Source organism: Streptomyces sp. NPDC002032 (assembly GCF_042890765.1).
Classification (GTDB): Bacteria; Actinomycetota; Actinomycetes; order Streptomycetales; family Streptomycetaceae; genus Streptomyces.
In genome coordinates this window covers 419,224-434,869 of record NZ_JBIASM010000001.1, presented here as the reverse complement: position 1 = coordinate 434,869, position 15,646 = coordinate 419,224, and the positions used below count along the sequence as shown (strand labels likewise).

The window sequence follows — 15,646 nt, the reverse complement described above, 5'->3', positions numbered from 1 at the left end:
GCCGGATCACGGCGCTGCCGCCGTCGAGGACCACCCCCCGCCCGTCAGGGTCCGCGCGGCTCGCCCTTCCGCGCGGCTCGTCCTTCCGGCCGACCGGGCGTGGCCGTCCGGCCGAAGCGGCGCCCGGCGGCCCGCTGGTTGACTCGTAGACGTAGACGAGGGCGTACAGGACGCCCTCAGGCACCCCTGCGTGCCACGTTCCAGCCGGCGACACCCCAACCGGAACGTGGCCGTCCCGCACGGATGCCAAGTCCGCGCGGGAGGCCCGCAGTCGCTTTGGGGAGTGACTGCGGGCCATTTCGCGCTCCCGGCGGCGGGCGCACGGCCGACCGTCCCCCGCCGCAACCGGGGGACGGGGTTTCAGAAGCGGGCGTGGGCGTCGATGTCCGCCTCGAACTCGCCCGTCATCGCCGGGGTCACCGTCGGGCGGCACTGGGCGACGGCGGCCAGGTAGTCCGCCGTGGCCGCCCCGAGCTGCGAGGCCGCCGCGCCGCGCGCGCCCACCGCCTCCAGGTCCCGCTCGAAGGACACCTGCGCGGCGATCCGCGCCGCGTGCTCGATGTCCGCCGGGGTGAACAGTTCGGTCGCCGCCACCAGCGCGGCCACGTCGACGTCCGCGCGGCCCGCCGTGTACCGCGACCAGATCGCGGAGCGCGCCCCGGCGTCGGGGGTGCCGATCGGGATCAGGTAGTCGAAGCGGCCGGGCCGCAGGAAGGCCGGGTCCAGGGAGCGGATGGAGTTGGTCGCGCAGACCAGCAGCCGTTCGCCGCCCTCCCGGAAGCCGGGTATCAGCTTGAGCAGCTCGTTCGTCACCCCGTGGATCCCGCCGGGCTGCGCGGGCTCGGTGCGTACGGGGGCGATCTCCTCGACCTCGTCGATGAAGACGAGCACCCGCTCCAGCTCGGCGATCCGGGCGAAGGCGTCGCGCAGCGCGGCGGCCAGGTTCCCCTCGTCGGCGAGCCGGGACGGCAGGAGTTCGACGAACGGCCAGCCCAGCCGCGAGGCGATGGCCCGGGCGAAGGTGGTCTTGCCGGTGCCGGGCGGCCCGAAGAGGGTGATGGCCCGAGGCGGCCGGACGCCGTGCGCGGCGGCCCGCTCCGGTTCGGCGAGCGGCAGCACCACGCGCCGCTCGATGAGGTCCTTCTCCCGTTCCATGCCGGCGACCTTGTCCCACAGGTCGCTCGGGAGGAACCGGCCGCCGAGGTCGTCGAGGAGCCCGGCGGCGGGCCCGTGCAGCGGCTCGGTCTTCTCGAAGTAGGCGACGGCCGGCTGCCGCGTGTACCCGGCGTTGAGGAGGCCCTCGCCGAGCAGGTCCTCCTCGGGCAGGACGTACGCGATCCGCCCGACGCGGGCGGCGATCAGCCGGCGTTCCAGTTCCACGAGGAGCGCGCTGGCCAGGCCCCGGCCGCGCCATCCGGCGGCGATGGCGATGCGCATCACCCAGGCCCGCTCCCCCGTCACGCAGGCGAGGGCCGCGCCGATCGGGACGCCCTGGTGGACGGCGACCACGCAGGGCTGCCGGTCCGTGAGGGCGCCGATGCATTCGGCGAGGGAGAAGACCGACTCCTGGCCGAGTTCCGCCGTGGTGTCGATGAGGTGGACCACCGCTGCGAGATCGCTCTCGCGGTAGTCGTGGATCAGCCAGTTCACCGGGTACCGCCCCTCGTTCGTGCTCCTGCGGCGAGGCTAGGCGCGGGCGGCCCCGGCGATCACGCACCGCGGTGCACAACAGCCGGGCCCGAAACCCACCGCGGCGGCCATAGACTCCGCCGGGCCGGGGGCGGTGCGGGGGGCGGTGCCGGGGGGCGGTGCCGGGCCCCCGTGGGGGCCGGTGCGGGGCTCGCGCGGGAGCCCGTACGGGATTCACAGCGGATTCATACAGACTTCCGTGGTCCGGACACAGTTTCGCCGGGAAGGCTCGGCACATGATCCACCGCATCCTCCTCCGACAGGCCGGCCGCCCCCGCGCCCGGCGGGCGTCCCGGATCCTGCTCGCGGTGGCGGCGATGGCCGCCCTGCTGAGCGTGGACATGCCCGACGCGGCGGCCGTGCCCCCGCTCGGCGTCACCGCCACGGCCCTGCCCGACGCGGGGCTGGCCCGGGTGGGCGCGCTGTTCGCGGACGACCTGGACGGCGGCCACTTCTGCACCGCCGCCGTGGTCCGCAGCGCCGACCGCGACGTGATCGCCACGGCCGCGCACTGCCTCGACCACCCCGACACCACCGTGTTCGCCCCCGGCTACCGGGACGGCGAGGCCCCGTACGGGGTGTGGCGGCTGACGGACGTGAACGTGGCCCCGGACTGGACGGACGGGCGGAACCCGGACGACGACATCGCCTTCGCGACGGTCGCCCGGCAGGACGGGGTGCGGATCGAGGACGTCGTGGGCGGCTTCCCCGTCGCCACCGAACAGCCCGACGACGTGACGGTGACCGTCCTCGGCTACCCCAGCACCCTGGACGCCCCGCTGCGCTGCTCCAACGCCACCGGCCTGTTCTCGCCGACGCAGCGCCGGATCGACTGCCCCGACCTCAGCGGCGGCACCAGCGGCAGCCCCTGGCTGGCCGACGGCGCGCTGGCCGGGGTCCTCGGGGGCTACGAAGGCGGCGGCACCGTCCCGGAGGTCTCCTACAGCGCGGTGATGGGCGACCAGGCCCTGGAGCTCTACCGCGAGGCGGCGGTCCCGGCCGGCTGAGCCGGGGGTGTTCGCCGGGCGCGGCAGCGGGGCCGCCCCATGGATACGCGGCAGCGCCTGATCTCGCAGCGCCTGATCGCGCGGTTCCCGGTGCTATCGGGTAAGCAGGAAGGGTGAACAAGGACCCGACCGACCTCTTCGTGCATGTCCGGGGCGCCAGTGAGAACAACCTGCGGAACATCGACGTCGACGTGCCGCGGGACGCGATGGTCGCCTTCACCGGCATCTCCGGTTCGGGCAAGTCCTCGCTCGCGTTCGGCACGCTCTACGCGGAGGCCCAGCGGCGCTATTTCGAGTCCGTGGCACCGTACGCCCGAAGGCTGCTGCACCAGGTCGGCGCACCGCACGTGCAGGAGATCACCGGGCTGCCCCCGGCCGTGGCCCTGCAGCAGCGGCGCGGGTCGCCCAGCTCGCGCTCGACGGTCGGCACCCTCACCACGCTGTCCAATCTGCTGCGCATGCTGTACTCCCGCGCCGGCACCTATCCGCCCGGGGCCGCACGGCTGGACGCCGAGTCGTTCTCGCCCAACACCGCGGCCGGCTCCTGCCCGGAGTGCCACGGACTGGGTGTCGTGCACGACGTCGCCGAGGACCTGCTCGTCCCCGACCCCTCGCTGAGCATCCGGGAGGGGGCGATCGCCGCCTGGCCGGGCGCCTGGCAGGGAGCCAACCTGCGCAGTGTCGTGAACGGCCTGGGGATCGACATCGACCGGCCGTGGCGCAGGCTCAGGAAGAAGGACCGGGACTGGCTGCTGTACACGGACGAGCAGCCCTCCGTGTACATCGAGCCGGAGGAGGACCGCATCGACTACGGCTACCAGGGCAAGTTCTGGAGCGCCCGCAAGCACGTCATGCACGTCCTCGCCGACTCCAAGAGCGAGAAGATGCGCGAACGGGCGCTCCGGTTCGTCAGGAGTGTGCCCTGCCCCGCGTGTCACGGCAGCGGACTGCGGCCCGAGGCGCTCGCCGTGACCTTCGCCGGACGTTCCATCGCCGAGATCAACGCGATGCCGCTCACCGAGGTCGTGGGAGTGCTGCGGCCCGTCGCGGGGCGGTCCGGGGCCGACGCCACCACGTCGACGGCCCGGTCCGGGGAGACGACCGAGGTCGCGGTCCGGATCTGCGGCGATCTGGTCGCGCGGGTCGGCGTACTGCTCGACCTGGGCCTCGGATATCTCAGCCTCGGGCGCCGCTCGACGACCCTGTCGCCCGGCGAGGCGCAGCGCCTGCGGATCGCCACCCAGCTGCGCTCGGGGCTGTTCGGCGTCGTCTACGTCCTGGACGAGCCCTCCGCGGGCCTGCACCCGGCTGACGCGGAACCGCTGCTGGACGTGCTGGAGCGCCTCAAGGAGGCGGGCAACTCGCTGTTCGTCGTGGAACACGACATGGACGTCGTACGGCGGGCGGACTGGGTGGTCGACATCGGCCCCGGAGCGGGCGAGGACGGCGGCCGCGTGCTGTACAGCGGCCCGGTCGCCGGTCTGGAGCGGGTGGCGGAGTCGGCCACGAGCCAGTACCTGTTCGGGCGCGCCAAGCCGCTCGACCACCGCCCGCGCACCCCGCACGGCTGGCTGCACCTGAGCGGCGTCTCCCGCCACAACCTGCACGACGTGTCCGTCGACGTACCGCTCTGCGTACTGACGGCGGTGACCGGGGTGTCCGGTTCCGGAAAGTCGACACTGGTGACGCAGGTGCTCGCCGAGGTCGTCCGCGGCCACCTCGGACTCGTACCCGAGGAGCCCGACGAGGCGCAGCTGGTGGTCGAGGTCCAGGACGCGTCGGGGGTCGAGTCGTTCGACCGGCTGGTCCGGGTCGACCAACGGCCCATCGGCCGGACTCCACGTTCCAACCTGGCCACGTACACGGGGATGTTCGACGCGGTGCGCAAGCTGTACGCGGCGACGGACGAGGCCAGGGCGCGCGGCTACTCGGCCGGGCGGTTCTCCTTCAACGTGCCCGAAGGACGGTGCGAGACCTGCCAGGGCGAAGGATTCGTCGCGGTGGAACTGCTCTTCCTGCCCGGCACCTACGCACCGTGCCCGACCTGCCGGGGCGCCCGGTACAACGCCGAAACGCTGGAAGTCACCTACCGCGGCAAGAACATCGCGGAAGTGCTGGGGCTGTCCGTCGACGCCGCCGCCACGTTCCTGTCCGCCGTCCCGGCCGCCTCCCGCAGTCTGGAGACGTTGCGCGAGGTGGGACTGGGGTACCTGCGGCTGGGGCAGCCGGCGACGGAACTCAGCGGTGGTGAGGCGCAGCGCATCAAACTGGCCACCGAACTGCAGCGGGCCCGCCGCGGCCACGCGCTCTACCTGCTCGACGAGCCGACAGCGGGGCTGCACCCCTCGGACGTCGCGCTGCTGCTGCGACAGCTGCACCGGCTCGTCGACGCCGGCAACACGGTCGTCCTCGTCGAGCACGACCTGGACACGATCGCCACCGCCGACTGGGTCATCGACCTGGGGCCGGGCGGCGGCGACGCGGGCGGGCGGGTGGTCGCGGCGGGCCCGCCGGCCAAGGTGGCGAGGGCCCGCCGCAGCGCCACCGCGCCCTACCTCGCGGCCCGCCTCGCGGCCCGGCTCGCGCGTTCCTGACGACGGCGCGAGGAGCCTCCGTCAGGCCCCGGCTCCGGGCTCGGATCCGGGCTCGGATCCGGCTCCGCTGTCGGCTCCGGATTCGGCGCCGGCCTCGGCGCCGCTGCCCGGGGGCTCGAACCAGGTGGGCTCCTCGCGCCGGGCCCGCCGTACGCGGTCCACGGCGAACGGGTCCAGCGGCGGCAGCCCGTCCGGCTCGAACCAGGCCACCTCCAGCAGTTCCCCGTCGGCGGGCCGGGGCTCGCCGCCGGTCGCGCGGCACCGGAAGGTGATGTCCTGGAACTGGCAGACGTCGCCGTTGGGGTAGGTGACGGGCTCCTGCATCTGCACGAGGACCACCCGCTCCGGCACGCACCGCACGGCCGTCTCCTCGTACACCTCGCGCACCGCCGTCTCGGCGGGCTGCTCCCCGGGCTCGGCGATCCCGCCGATCACGGACCAGTGGCCGGTGTCGGCCCGGCGGCCGAGCAGGACCCTGCCCCGGTCGTCGAAGACGACGGCGGTCACTCCGGGCAGCAGGAGCAGCAGCTGTCCGGCCCCGGCCCGGATCGCGCGGATGAATTCGGGTGTGGTCATGCCCCGACCTTACGAGGGCGCGCGCCGGTCACCGTCGTCATGCGGCCCGGCGGGCGCGAATCCGGCGCAGGGCGACCGCGCCCAGCCCGCCCGCGGCGACCAGGAGCAGCGCGTACTCGGGCAGCGGGCCGAAGCGGGTCGCCGGGGTCTGGGTGGAGCGCAGCGGGATCTCCTCCACCAGCGCGTCGGCGGTGAACATCTTGGTCTGGGAGACGACCGAGCCGTCGGGGCGGATGACGGCGCTGACCCCGCTGGTGACGGGGACGAGGACGCTGCGGCTGTGCTCGACCGCCCGGATCCGGTCCATGGCGAGCTGCTGGTAGGTCATCTCGGTCCGGCCGAAGGTGGCGTTGTTGCTGGGCACGGCGATGACCTGGGCCCCGGCCCGGACGGTGGAGCGGACGGCGTCGTCGAAGGCGGCCTCGTAGCAGGTGACCATGCCGATCCCGCTGCCGCCCATGTCGAAGACGCCGGGCTCCTTGCCGGGGCCGAAGTCGCGGCGGACCCGGTCCACGTCGGAGCTGAAGAGGCGGACGAACGAGCGCATCGGGATCCGCTCGCCGAAGGGCTGGATCTTGCGCTTGTCGTAGGTGTCGGTGGGGCCCTTGACCGGGTCCCACAGGATCATCGTGTTGCGCAGCGGACCGGTCTCCGGGGCCAGTACGGAGCCGATCGCGACGGGCACGCCGATGGCCTTGACGGCCCGGTCGATGACGGCGTAGGCGTCGGGCTGCGTGTAGGGGTCGATGTCGGAGGAGTTCTCCGGCCACACCACGAAGTCGGGCTTGGGGACTCGCCCGGCCTTGACGTCCTCGGCGAGCTGGAGGGTGCGGTTCGCGTGGTTGTCCAGGACCTGGCGGCGCTGGGCGTTGAAGTCGAAGCCGGCGCGCGGCACGTTGCCCTGGATCACGGCGGCGACGGCCGTCCCGTCCTCGGCGGCGTCGGAGACCAGCGGCCGGGCGGCGAGGGCCGCGCCGACCGGGGCGACGACGGTGAGGACGGCCAGCGCGGCGGTGGTGCGGCCGGGGTGGCTGCGGGCGACGCGTACGGCCTCGTACAGCCCGAATCCGCACAGGGCCACCGCGAAGGAGAGCAGCGGGGTGCCGCCGAGGGCGGCGAGCGGGACGAAGACTCCCTCGGCCTGCCCGTAGGCGAGCTTGCCCCAGGAGAAGCCGCCGAAGGGGGCCCGGGCGCGCAGGGCCTCGCCCGCGACCCAGACGGCGGCGCCCCACAGCGGCGCGCCGGGGAGGCGGCTGACGAGGGCGATGCCGAGGCAGGTGAGGCCGATCAGGAGGGCTTCGAGGGTGACGAGGGCGATCCAGGGCACCGGGCCGACGCCCTCGCTGGTCCAGACGAGCAGCGGCAGCAGGTAGCCGAGCCCGAAGAGGAAGCCGAGCCCGAAGCCCGCCCGGGCGCGACGGCCGCGCAGGCAGCCGGCGAGGAGGGCGAGCGCGAAGGGGGCCAGCCACCACAGGGGGCGGGGCGGGAAGCTGAGGTAGAGCAGCACGCCCGCGGCGGCGGCGAGCAGGGGCCGCACCAGCCGGGCGCCCCTGCGCTTCCCGGGCTCCGGGACGGCGTCGGCCGCACCGGTGGAGGTCCGGGACGGTCCGGCGGGCATCGGGGGCTCGCTCTCGGCGGCGCGGGTGACACTGCTGCTCATCTGGCGGAGTGTACGTCCCCGTACCCCAAGGGCCGGTAAGGAGCCACCGGCGCCGGGGGCGGGACGGGCAGGGGGGACCGTCTGGCGGGAGGGCCGAGCGGGACGGTTCGGCGGGACGGCCGGCGGAGCGGTTCGGCGCGACGGGCTAGCGGGCGAGGGCGCGCAGGTGGGTGCGGATGACGCGGACGGCGTTCTCGGCGTCGTCGACGGTGACCGTGAACAGCTTGCCGTCGCCGAGCCGCAGCTCGACGCCCTCACCGCGCCGGACGATGATCGCGGTCCCCTTCTCGGGGCGCCAGCGGTAGCCCCAGCCGCCCCACTGCTGCGGGGTGATGCGGGGCCGGAACTCGGCGGCGGTGACCTCGGAGAGCCGGATCGTGCGGCGCGGCAGTCCGATGTGCCCGCAGCGGACGTCGAGGTTCTCGGAGTCGACGGTGACCTGCACGTGCACGAAGGCGAGGGTGCCGAAGAGGATGAGCAGCCCGGCCGCGAGGCAGCCGATCACGGACATGAGCAGGGGCACCATGCCGGAGGTCCAGGCGTTGTCGACGGCGAGCTCGATGCCGAGCGCGAGGCAGGCGGCACCGGCCGCGGCGAGCAGCCACTGCACCCGGTTGGAGGCCCGGCCCGTCCAGAGCGGACCAGGGGGGTGAACCGTCATGTCCAGCAGCGTACCCACGTTCCGCTCCCCCACCACCCGGCTTCGGCCAGTCGGCGCACGGACGCCTGCGGGGGCCGGACGCGTCACCCGCGAGGGGCTCTTCCGGCGCCGCCCCGCCTGCGGCAGGCTCGACGTCGTGCGGGAGGAGCCCCCCGTCTGCGGGAACCGCGACGGGACCTGCCGGGCGAGGGGAACGTGGACGGCCGGGTGCGGGTGTGGGGGAAGGGGAACGCGTGAAGCGTGACGACGGCTCGGCGCAGTGGCTGGAACGGGCCGTGGGGGCGGTGCTGGGCTCGGCGGCCGGGGACGCGCTCGGCGCGCCGTACGAGTTCGGCCCGGCGGGCCTGTTGTCGGCGCGGGGCGAGGAGATGCGCGGGGGCGGCGGCTGGGACCCGGGCGAGGCGACCGACGACACGCAGATGGCGGTCCTCCTCGGGGAGTCGCTCCTCGCCCACGGCGGGCTCGAACTCCCTGACGTCTTCCGGCGGTTCCAGGAGTGGGCGGCCTGGGGCCCCAAGGACATCGGCCTCCAGACCGAGGACGTGCTGACCAACGGGCAGCCCTGGGACCTGGCCGCCGCCCTGCACTTCCAGGTCAACGCGCGGGCGGCGGGCAACTGTTCCCTGATGCGCGCCGCCACCTCGGCCGTCTGGTTCGCGCCCGCGGGCCGGGCCGCCACCATGGACGCCGCCCGGCGGATCGCCGCGCTCACGCACGGCGACGCCGCCGCCTGGGAGGGCACCGCCGTCCTGCACGAACTCGTACGGGTGGCCCTGGGCGGGGGCGATCCGCTCGCGGCGCTGCCGTCGGTGCTGGACGAGGTGCACCCGGCCCACCGCGAGCGGTGGGCCCGCGTGCTCGACCCCGGGTGGCATCCGGAGCGGGCCACCGAGTTCAACGGGGCGGTATGGCCGTGCCTGGGCTCGGCGGTGTGGGCGCTGCGGACGACCTCCGGCTTCGCGCAGGCCGTACGGGCCGCCGTGGACCTCGGCGGGGACACCGACACGGTGGCGGCGGTGACGGGGACGCTGGCCGGGGCGGTGTACGGGGCCGGTGCGGTCCCCGCACGGTGGACGGACCCGCTGCACGTGCCCCTGCCCGGCCCGGCCCCCGTCCGCGGCCGCGCCCCCGCGCGGATCCTGGACGCGGGGGCCCTGCGCGCCCTGGCCCGGGACCTGGCCGTGGGCCCGCGGCGCTGACCGGTCCGGCCAGGCCGGCCCCGGTGGGTCAGCCGCAGCCGCAGCCCCCGCAACCGCCGCAGCCCGAGCCGCACCCGCCGTCGCCGCCACAGCCGCCGCCGGTGGTCGCGGCGCCCGTGCCGGTGGCGGCCGCCGTGCCGTGGGTGGTCGCCGAGCGCCGTTTGGGCGGCGGTGGCGGCGGCGCGTACGTACGGGCGCGCTCCCGGCGCCGCTCCTGCGTCTCCCGGTGGGAGACCCCGGCCGGGACCCACCCGTCCAGCCCCGACCGGAGCCTCGGCAGCAGCGGGGCCGCCGCGACGCCGGCCGAGATGCCGCCCCCGCCGTGGACGGCGTACTCGACGACGATCTCGGCGCCCTCGTGGAGCGGGCCGTGGACCACCGCTTCGAAGGGCTCGGCCCGGGCGTCGATGTCGTGCAGTCCGCGCGGGTAGCGCCCGTCCACCGCCCGGGCCAGCAGCCGTACGCCGTCCCGCGTGTCCCCGCGGCCCGGCCGGTAGCCGATCAGGGGCGTCCCGGCGGGCGAGTCGGCGTCCGGGTAGAGCCAGAAGTGCCCGGACGGCGCCACCCGTACGCCGACCACCAGCGCGGGCTGCGGCTCCCGGTGCAGCCGCCGCGCGGCCAGGTCGGCCGTCCAGCCCCGGCCCAGCAGCGTGGCGCCGGCGACCAGCAGGGGCAGGGCGACGCGCTGCTGGCCGACGGCGTCGTACGGGGCCCGGCCGCCGAGGTCGCCGAGGATCCCGTCGAGGAGGATGCACGCGCCGACGAGGCAGAGGAAGCCGCCGGTCAGCAGGGGCATGTTGCCGCGCCGGTCGTGCCCGGGGGGCAGCAGCCGCGGGAGCGGGTACCGGGCCGGGCCGGCCGCGGCCAGGGCGAGCCGGGCCTGCGCGCGCCGGGCCCGCAGGCGCAGGAGCGCCCCGGCCAGCGCCCACAGCGACAGCAGGCACACGAGGACCAGCCCGGTCCGGGCGGCGGCGTCGGAACCGGCGGTCCCCGGGAGGGCGACGGCCGCCTCCACGGCGAGCAGCGCGGCGGACACGGCGGCCGCGCCCGGCAGGAACCGGTACCAGAGCGGCAGGGCCACCAGCACGACCGCGTCGGGGTAGGCCCGCCAGGCGGTGCCGCCGGCCGGGCCGGGGGCCTCGTTCCAGAGGATCAGCGTGAGGGAGGCGGCGACGAGGACGGCGAGGAGCCGGCTTCCGGGGCCGGGGGCGAAGACGGCGGGCGGGCGCGCGCCGCGCCAACGGGCGGCCGCCTCAACTCCCCACGGGGCCATGCCACTTGCCGGTGTCGCCCCCGCGGGCAGGTGCTTGGCGTAGGCAGTCACGCGGCCAGTATGCGAGGGCGCCGGGCAGGGGGGAACGGAGATTTCGTCACGGTCCGGCACGGTCCGGCACGGCCCGGCCCGTGACACGGGTGACGGGAGGGACTCGGAGGGCGGCCGCGGCTGCCTCGCCCACACCGCGCCCTCACCCCCGGGGACCCGGGGACCCGGGTCCCTACAGGCCCACGGGGACTTCGTGCTCGTGTCCCGCCAGCAGCCTGCCTTCGGCGTATCCGAGGGCGGCCCGCGGCAGCGTGGACGTCCGGCCGCTGTGCAGGACGGTCAGCCCGCCGGTACGGGGCAGCCCCGGCGCGGGCTCGGCTCCGATGCGGCGCAGGGCCTGGACGGCGACGGCTTCGGCGGAGCCGTGGTACCTCAGCGCGGCGCCGCCGGTACGGGCGGCCAGCGCGGCCCGGATCGGCTCCACGACCAGCTCGTAGTGGGTGCAGCCGAGCACCACGTCGGTGACGTCGGGCGGGGTGAGCGCCGCCGCGGCGGCGACGGCGCGCACGACGGCGGCTTCGTCGCAGGCCTCGACGGCGTCGGCGAGACCGGGGCAGGGCACTTCGGTGACCGGGACCCCGGCGGCGAAGTCGCGGATCAGCCCGCGCTGGTAGGGGCTGCCGGTGGTGGCGGGGGTGGCCCAGATCGCCACGCGGCCGCCGGCGGCCGCGGCGGGCTTGATCGCGGGCACCGTCCCGATGACGGGGATGCCGGGCTCCAGTTCGCCGCGCAGGGTCTCCAGGGAGTGCACGGAGGCGGTGTTGCAGGCCACGATCAGCGCCTCGGGGCGCAGCGCGGCGGCGGCCCGTGCGACGGCGCGGGCCCGTTCGGTCAGGTCGGCGGGCGTGCGCGGCCCCCAGGGCATCCCGTCGGGATCCGAGGACAGCAGCAGATCGGCGTCCGGCCGCAGCCGGCGCGTGGCGGCGGCCGCAGCGAGGAGGCCGATTCCGGAGTCCATCAGGGCGATCTTCACCTGGTCACCTTAATCGACCGGGGCGGCCGGCCCACCCCGTCCGGGCCGATCGCGCCGCACCGGCGAGGTGGGCGACAGGGCTCTCGGGGTTCGGCACACTGCGGGCATGGGCCTCCTCATCGCCGCCTACGCCTCCCTCGCCGCCTGGCTCTGGCTGACCCTCGCCCAGGGCATGTTCTGGCGCACCGACGTCCGTCTCCCGCCGCGCACCGCCCCCGCCCGCTGGCCCTCCGTCGCCATCGTCGTACCGGCCCGGGACGAGGCCGGGGTGCTCCCGCTCAGCCTGCCGTCCCTGCTCGCGCAGGACTATCCCGGCGAGGCGCGGATCGTCCTCGTCGACGACGGCAGCACCGACGGCACCGCCGACCTCGCCGCGTGCCTGGCCGCCGAGCAGCCGGGGCTGCCGCTGACCGTCGTCTCCCCCAGGGACCCGCCGCCCGGGTGGACGGGCAAGCTGTGGGCCCTGCGCCACGGCATCGCCCACGCCCGTGCCGGTCTCTTCCCCGCCCGCGTCGACGGGAGCGCCGGTCCCGGCGAGGAGGCCGGGGCGGGCGCGCCGGAGTTCCTGCTGCTCACCGACGCCGACATCGCGCACGAGCCCGACAGCCTGCGCGAGCTGGTGGCCGCGGCGACCTCCGCCGGCCTCGACCTCGTCTCCCAGATGGCCCGGCTGCGCGTCGTCAGCCCGTGGGAACGGCTCGTGGTACCGGCGTTCGTATACTTCTTCGCCCAGTTGTACCCCTTCCGCCGGATCAACCGTCCCGCCGCCCGGACCGCGGCGGCCGCGGGCGGCTGCGTCCTGCTGCGCACCGGGGCGGCGGTCCGGGCCGGGATCCCCGACTCGATCCGCCAGGCCGTCATCGACGACGTCTCCCTGGCGCGCGCGGTCCAGCGCTCCGGGGGGCGGATCTGGCTCGGGCTGGCGGAGCGGGTGGACAGCGTGCGCCCGTACCCCGCGCTCGGGGACCTGTGGCGGATGGTGTCGCGCAGCGCGTACGCCCAACTGCGCCACCGGCCGATGCTGCTGGCGGGGACGGTGGCGGGGCTGGTCCTCGTCTACCTGGTGCCGCCGGGCGCGCTGCTGGCGGGTCTCGCGGCCGGGCGGCCTGCGGTGGCCTGGGCCGGCGGGCTGGCCTGGCTGCTGATGGCGGGCACGTACCTGCCGATGCTGCGCTACTACCGCCAGCCCGCGGTCCTCGCCGCGCTGCTTCCGCTTACGGCCCTGCTGTACCTGCTGATGACCGTGGACTCCGCGGTGCGGCACTACCGGGGGCGCGGCGCCGCGTGGAAGGGGCGCACCTACGGCCGCCCGACCGACGCCTGAACGGGCTGCTCGGCCGGTAGCTCAGCCCGGCCGCGCCCGGGCTGAGGGGACGTCATCCGAGGTCACCGCATTGTGACGCTGCGTCAGCGGCAGATAGGTGCAACACCCAACCGGTGAGTACGAGTAGGAACAAGACGGGACGCAAGTGGTGAATCGTGCAGGTGAACGCCAAGTGAAAGCTGAGGCCCTGACCTGCGAATATGCAGGTCAGGGCGGTGTTGACGGCACCTCGCTATGGACCCGGTGAAGTCGTGGGCTTAACTTAGGTCCCATGACCTCCCCCCGCTCCACTTATGGCGGCGGTTACTACTCCGCGCCCTCCTTCACGGACACCCCCATCTACGACTCCCTCGTCGCCGAACGCGGCACCCCGCAGATCGCCCCGATCCGCGTTCCGGCCGCGTACGAGTCCCCCAGTGCCGGTTACTCGAGCGGTGGTTACCTGCCGGCCCTGCCGTCCGCGCTGCCCGCCCTGCCGGCCGCGCCCTCCATGCCGCAGCAGCAGGGCGGCCCGGGGTACGGGTACGCGTACCCGCAGCAGACCGCCCCGCAGCAGCAGCCCATGCAGATGCCGGTGCCGCTCCAGGCCGCGCCCGCGCCGTACATCCCGCAGCAGCAGCCGATGGCCGCCCGCGCGGGATACGTTCCCCAGCCCCAGCCCCAGCAGCCACGGCCCGTCGCGGCCGGCACCGGGTACGAGGCCATGCGCCCGGCGGCCCCGCGGCCGGTGCCGACGCCCGCGCAGGTGCCCTCGTACGAGGACCCGTACGGCCGCCAGTACCAGGGGCGCGGCTACTGACGGGCCCCCGGCCACCGCGCCCCGCGCGCAATGCGCTGGGAGTCCGGCGCGGGCGGCTGGCACCATGGAGTCCATGTCGAACCTGTACGTCCAGTCGCTCCACGTCCATCCCGTCAAATCGGTGGCGGGGACCGCTCCCGACGAGGTGGCCGTGGAGCCCTGGGGGCTGGCCGGCGACCGCCGGTGGGCCGTGGTCGACCCGGCGGGCACGGTCATCACCCAACGCCAGCAGGCGCGCCTCGCGCTGGCTTCGGCGCGCCCGCTCGACGGCGGGCGCGTCCTGCTGTCCGCGCCGGGCATGGCGGACCTGGCCGTGGACGTGCCGGAACCGGGCCCCCTGGAACCGGCCGTCCTGTTCGGCAAGAAGATCGAGACGGTCCTCGCGGCGCGCACCGCCGCCGACTGGTTCAGCGCCTACCTCGGGCAGCCCGCGCGGCTGGTCCACCTCGACGATCCGGCCGTGCGCCGGCCCGTGGACCCCGACTACGCCCTGCCCGGCGAAACGGTCAGCCTCGCCGACGCCTATCCGCTGCTGCTGACCACCACCGCCTCCCTGGACGCCCTGAACGCGCTGATCGCCCGGGGCGACCACCCCCAGGAGGGGCCGCTGCCCATGAACCGCTTCCGCCCGAGCCTGGTGGTCGGCGGTCCGGCGCCGGCCTGGGCCGAGGACGGCTGGCGGCGCGTCGCGGTCGGCGACGCCGTCTTCCGGGGCGTGCGCGAGTGCGGGCGCTGCATCGTGACCACCACCGACCAGGAGACGGCCCTGCGCGGCCGCGAGCCGCTGAAGACCCTGGCCGCGCACCGCAGGATCGGCAAGTCGCTCGCCTTCGGGCGGCAGCTGGTGCCGGTGGTGCTGGGCACGGTGCGGGTGGGCGACGAGGTGCGCGTCCTGGAGTGAGCGCGGGCGCCCCGCGGCGCCCGGCCGGGACCGCACGCCACTGACCACGGCGGGCGGAAGCAAGGTGGAACAACACCTTCGAGGGGCTCCGGGCGTCCACAGGAACCAACGGGCCACGCGGGGCCGTTGGAGCATGCGGACGGGTGACCACGCACCGCGACCGGCAACACCGGATCGGGTGACACTCGTCCCGCATGTCCCGGAATGCGCGTTCACCGGACATGCGGAAGGCTGGAACGCGCAGGCAGACGGATGGCGGCGCAAGTAGGGGGAGCCGGGACCGTGCGAACAGCAATGGGAGTGTGGCGTTGGCGGCGCAATCCGCTACGCCGGCCGACCGACCTCTTCGAGGCGTGGGTGGCCTTCGCGGCGCTCGTGTGCGTGCTGCTGGTGGCCCCGGCCGTCGGCTGCGCGGCGGGCCTGAGGGTGGACGGCACGCTACAGCGGGCCGCGCGCGAGCAGCGGCACGAGCGGTATCTCGTCCCGGCGGTGGTGGTGGCCCCGGCGCCGGGACCGGTCGCCGGGGCGGCCACGGATCCCGGCGCGCAGCGGCAGGCCCCGGAGCGGACCCCGGTCGTGGCCTCGTGGACGGCGCCGGACGGCAGCAGCCACCGGGGCACGGTCCCGGCGGCGCAGGAACCGCCCCGGCCCGGGGAGCGGTTCCGCATATGGACCGACATCGAGGGGCGGCTGGTGGGGCAGCCGCTCGACCCGGCCGCCGCCTCCTTCCACGCGGGCGCGGCGGGCCTGGCCGCGGCGCTCACCGCGGCCGCGCTGGCGGAGACGGTCCGGCGGCTCGTCGTACGCCGGCTCATGCATCGGCGGTACATCCGTCTGGACCGTGCGTGGGCCGCGGCCGGACCCGACTGGGGCCGGGCGGGCGCGGGCAGCTGACCTGGCAACTCACCGGCCCCGCGCGCGCTACGGTGGGGCCGGAGG

Annotated in this window: 13 protein-coding genes; 7 read left to right on the top strand and 6 right to left on the bottom strand. The window is 75.5% G+C overall.

What is annotated here, in order from left to right:
* Positions 1-360: 360 nt before the first annotated feature.
* Positions 361-1,650: a bifunctional GNAT family N-acetyltransferase/ATP-binding protein gene (locus tag ACFYYT_RS01670; RefSeq protein ID WP_351824906.1), complete on the bottom strand. Its 1,290-nt coding sequence runs from the start codon at positions 1,648-1,650 to the stop codon at positions 361-363.
* A gap of 275 nt (positions 1,651-1,925) precedes the next feature.
* Here ACFYYT_RS01670 and ACFYYT_RS01665 point away from each other — a divergent pair, with 275 nt between their 5' ends.
* Both ACFYYT_RS01665 and uvrA read left to right on the top strand, forming a co-directional pair.
* Positions 1,926-2,696 carry a trypsin-like serine protease gene (locus ACFYYT_RS01665; RefSeq protein WP_351824908.1) on the top strand — a complete coding sequence of 257 codons (771 nt, stop codon included), beginning with the start codon at positions 1,926-1,928 and terminating at the stop codon, positions 2,694-2,696.
* Positions 2,697-2,809: 113 nt separating this feature from the next.
* On the top strand, positions 2,810-5,290 hold the full coding sequence (gene uvrA / locus ACFYYT_RS01660; protein ID WP_351824911.1) for an excinuclease ABC subunit UvrA: 2,481 nt from the start codon (positions 2,810-2,812) through the stop codon (positions 5,288-5,290).
* Between the two features lie 21 nt (positions 5,291-5,311).
* Here uvrA and ACFYYT_RS01655 read toward each other — a convergent pair whose 3' ends face one another.
* The 3 genes from ACFYYT_RS01655 to ACFYYT_RS01645 all read right to left on the bottom strand — a co-directional run bounded on the left by ACFYYT_RS01655 (position 5,312) and on the right by ACFYYT_RS01645 (position 8,187).
* Complete coding sequence (locus ACFYYT_RS01655; RefSeq protein WP_388606754.1) at positions 5,312-5,866, bottom strand: NUDIX domain-containing protein; 555 nt, start codon at positions 5,864-5,866, stop codon at positions 5,312-5,314.
* 37 nt (positions 5,867-5,903) lie between these two features.
* The gene (gene lnt, locus ACFYYT_RS01650; protein ID WP_351824914.1) at positions 5,904-7,526 is read right to left on the bottom strand and encodes an apolipoprotein N-acyltransferase; all 1,623 of its coding nucleotides are present in this window, start codon (positions 7,524-7,526) and stop codon (positions 5,904-5,906) included.
* Positions 7,527-7,671: 145 nt separating this feature from the next.
* Positions 7,672-8,187 carry a hypothetical protein gene (locus tag ACFYYT_RS01645; protein ID WP_351829609.1) on the bottom strand — a complete coding sequence of 172 codons (516 nt, stop codon included), beginning with the start codon at positions 8,185-8,187 and terminating at the stop codon, positions 7,672-7,674.
* Positions 8,188-8,420: 233 nt separating this feature from the next.
* Here ACFYYT_RS01645 and ACFYYT_RS01640 point away from each other — a divergent pair, with 233 nt between their 5' ends.
* The gene (locus tag ACFYYT_RS01640; protein WP_351829611.1) at positions 8,421-9,386 is read left to right on the top strand and encodes an ADP-ribosylglycohydrolase family protein; all 966 of its coding nucleotides are present in this window, start codon (positions 8,421-8,423) and stop codon (positions 9,384-9,386) included.
* 28 nt (positions 9,387-9,414) lie between these two features.
* On the opposite strand, the gene ACFYYT_RS01635 is transcribed toward ACFYYT_RS01640, so the two are convergent.
* Complete coding sequence (locus tag ACFYYT_RS01635; RefSeq protein ID WP_351829614.1) at positions 9,415-10,710, bottom strand: hypothetical protein; 1,296 nt, start codon at positions 10,708-10,710, stop codon at positions 9,415-9,417.
* Between the two features lie 172 nt (positions 10,711-10,882).
* Positions 10,883-11,683, bottom strand: a complete 801-nt coding sequence (locus tag ACFYYT_RS01630; protein ID WP_351829617.1) for an aspartate/glutamate racemase family protein — start codon at positions 11,681-11,683, stop codon at positions 10,883-10,885.
* A gap of 106 nt (positions 11,684-11,789) precedes the next feature.
* Here ACFYYT_RS01630 and ACFYYT_RS01625 point away from each other — a divergent pair, with 106 nt between their 5' ends.
* From ACFYYT_RS01625 to ACFYYT_RS01610, 4 genes are all read left to right on the top strand, one after another.
* A complete protein-coding gene (locus ACFYYT_RS01625) occupies positions 11,790-13,007 on the top strand; it encodes a glycosyltransferase (RefSeq protein ID WP_351829620.1) in 1,218 nt (405 codons plus the stop codon).
* A gap of 271 nt (positions 13,008-13,278) precedes the next feature.
* Positions 13,279-13,806 (top strand): DUF6643 family protein, encoded by a 528-nt coding sequence (locus tag ACFYYT_RS01620; protein WP_351829623.1) that lies wholly within the window; start codon positions 13,279-13,281, stop codon positions 13,804-13,806.
* Positions 13,807-13,879: 73 nt separating this feature from the next.
* Positions 13,880-14,707 carry an MOSC N-terminal beta barrel domain-containing protein gene (locus tag ACFYYT_RS01615; RefSeq protein WP_351829625.1) on the top strand — a complete coding sequence of 276 codons (828 nt, stop codon included), beginning with the start codon at positions 13,880-13,882 and terminating at the stop codon, positions 14,705-14,707.
* 282 nt (positions 14,708-14,989) lie between these two features.
* Complete coding sequence (locus tag ACFYYT_RS01610) at positions 14,990-15,601, top strand: hypothetical protein (protein ID WP_351829627.1); 612 nt, start codon at positions 14,990-14,992, stop codon at positions 15,599-15,601.
* The last annotated feature ends 45 nt before the right edge of the window (positions 15,602-15,646 follow it).

What these genes read in the sequence shown, in the direction of transcription:
- ACFYYT_RS01625 (WP_351829620.1), top strand. Translation starts at nt 11,790, where the DNA reads ATGGGCCTCCTCATCGCCGCCTACGCCTCCCTCGCCGCCTGGCTCTGG.
- ACFYYT_RS01645 (WP_351829609.1), bottom strand. Translation starts at nt 8,187, where the DNA reads ATGACGGTTCACCCCCCTGGTCCGCTCTGGACGGGCCGGGCCTCCAAC.
- ACFYYT_RS01665 (WP_351824908.1), top strand. Translation starts at nt 1,926, where the DNA reads ATGATCCACCGCATCCTCCTCCGACAGGCCGGCCGCCCCCGCGCCCGG.
- ACFYYT_RS01615 (WP_351829625.1), top strand. Translation starts at nt 13,880, where the DNA reads ATGTCGAACCTGTACGTCCAGTCGCTCCACGTCCATCCCGTCAAATCG.
- ACFYYT_RS01655 (WP_388606754.1), bottom strand. Translation starts at nt 5,866, where the DNA reads ATGACCACACCCGAATTCATCCGCGCGATCCGGGCCGGGGCCGGACAG.
- lnt (WP_351824914.1), bottom strand. Translation starts at nt 7,526, where the DNA reads ATGAGCAGCAGTGTCACCCGCGCCGCCGAGAGCGAGCCCCCGATGCCC.
- ACFYYT_RS01620 (WP_351829623.1), top strand. Translation starts at nt 13,279, where the DNA reads ATGACCTCCCCCCGCTCCACTTATGGCGGCGGTTACTACTCCGCGCCC.